Source organism: Streptomyces sp. NPDC051104 (assembly GCF_040682835.1).
Classification (GTDB): domain Bacteria; phylum Actinomycetota; class Actinomycetes; order Streptomycetales; family Streptomycetaceae; genus Streptomyces; species Streptomyces cynarae.
On the sequence record NZ_JBFBBS010000129.1, the window covers coordinates 1 to 1,770 of the forward strand.

A 1,770-nucleotide genomic window follows, 5' to 3' on the forward strand; every position below is an offset into this window, starting at 1 on the left:
GCACTAGGCCCGTTCTTCGCAGGTGAGGATGGATGGGTCGAGGTACCGAGGTCTGGTCGGGTCGACGTTCAGGAGTTCGAGGAGTTGGGCTTGGATGCCTTGAGGGAGGGGGACTTGTGGTGGGTCGGTGCTCGTGCCGGGGATGAGCTGGAGTCGGCCGAGGGCGGTGAAGATCAGTCGGCCGGTGGGACGGCTGGCGCGGTTGTCGGTGTGGAAGCCGCGGATTTCCCGCTCGGATCCGAGTGCCTGGCGGACCTGCCGCTCGACCAGGCAGAAGATCAGCAGGGCCAGGCAGATGACGGTGATCAGGGCGGCGATGCGCCGGTTGTGTTTCAGGAACATCGGCGCGACGGCTAGCGGGCCTTTGAAGTCGCCGTAACGCCGCTCGACGACCTGCTGGCCCTTGTAGCGGATCAGGACCTCGGCTGCGTCGGCCTGGGCCGGGTCCAGGTTGGTCAGCAGGGCATACCAGCCGTCGGCGGCGGCCTCCGCGTCGAGGGCCTGTTGGTCGAAGCTCCAGGTGAAGACGGGTGTGCCGGTGGTGGGATCGGCGGTGACGTGGGTGTTGACCACCGTGCTGACTTTGCGGGTGCGCAGGATCTCGGTAGCGCGTTTGGCCACAGCCTCGGTGGTCGGGCGGTGCCGGGTGCCGGCGGTGCGGGCCAGGGTGTCGAGGTCCTCGGCTGCTTTGGTGAGTCTGCGGGCGCGGGCGGCCTGCTGGCCGGCGGCGTTGGCGGTGGAGTGGACCAGCACCCGGCGCAGGGGCACAACCGGGTCATTCTTGCGGCGGCCGGCCAGATCCATGGTGTCTTCCAGCACGCGGTAGACACCGCGCTGTTCGGGTGGTTTGGCGGCGTCGCGGTCGGCGGTGTAGTCCACCGGCCGGGCCTGGGCGGGGCTCAGGGCGGCGAACAGCTCGGTGGGGCACAGGCTCTTGGCCAGCGGAGCGACGAACGACACCCCGGCGGCCGTCATCGCGGCGACGTTGCCGTGAGAGATCAGTTTGCAGTCGCCGACCAGCAGGAAGTCCCGCTCGACGGCGATCTGCTTCAGCGCGGTCATGGCGGCGGTGACCTGAGCGACCTCTGCGGCACCGCCGTCGTAGGCACGGTGGAAGACCGGGATCCCGCCGTCACCGGTGACCGCCAGCCCGGTCTGCACCTGCTTGAGATCCGCGCGGCGGTCCTTGGGACGGCCCCAGCGCGGAGCGGGGAAGTTCTCATCGACGTCCTCGAAGGCGCCGTGCAGGGAGATGGAGGTCATGTCCCAGTGCAGGCGGGAGACATCCAGGCCGAACGCGGCGATCGCGGCGGCGCCGACCGAGCCGGTGACGGCGTCCAGTTCCGGGGCGACGGCGTCCAGCGCACGGGCGATCCTGTCGTCATTGAGCGCCTCCGCCTCGATCCCGAAGACCTCCTCGACCGCCCACTCATCCGCCCAGGCGGTGATGTGCTGCAACGGCGCCGGAGCGGTGAGCCGGTTGGCGACCAGGGCCTCGATCACTTCGCCGTGCGATAAACGGGCCACCTCCCGCACCGGGCACAGACGATCGACAATCCCGGCGATGTCCAGCCGACGGCAGAAGTCCGCGATCACCGGCAGCGCGGCCAGCCGCTTGGCCACCACCCGTGGCACCACCAACTCCGCCCGCCCCCGCCGAGCCCGATGCCCGGGCTGACCCGATATGACAGCCATACCGCAACCAACGAGCCAGCCCAGCGCCGGTCACCGGCGGGCATCAGAAAACCATGTGCGAAGAACGGGACTAGG

General features: G+C 69.5%; 1 protein-coding gene. It reads right to left on the bottom strand.

Annotated features, from left to right (window positions below; translation table 11 throughout):
- Nucleotides 1–3: 3 nt before the first annotated feature.
- Complete coding sequence (locus tag AB0N14_RS40030; protein WP_366030595.1) at nucleotides 4–1,635, bottom strand: IS1634 family transposase; 1,632 nt, start codon at nucleotides 1,633–1,635, stop codon at nucleotides 4–6.
- Between the last annotated feature and the right edge of the window lie 135 nt (nucleotides 1,636–1,770).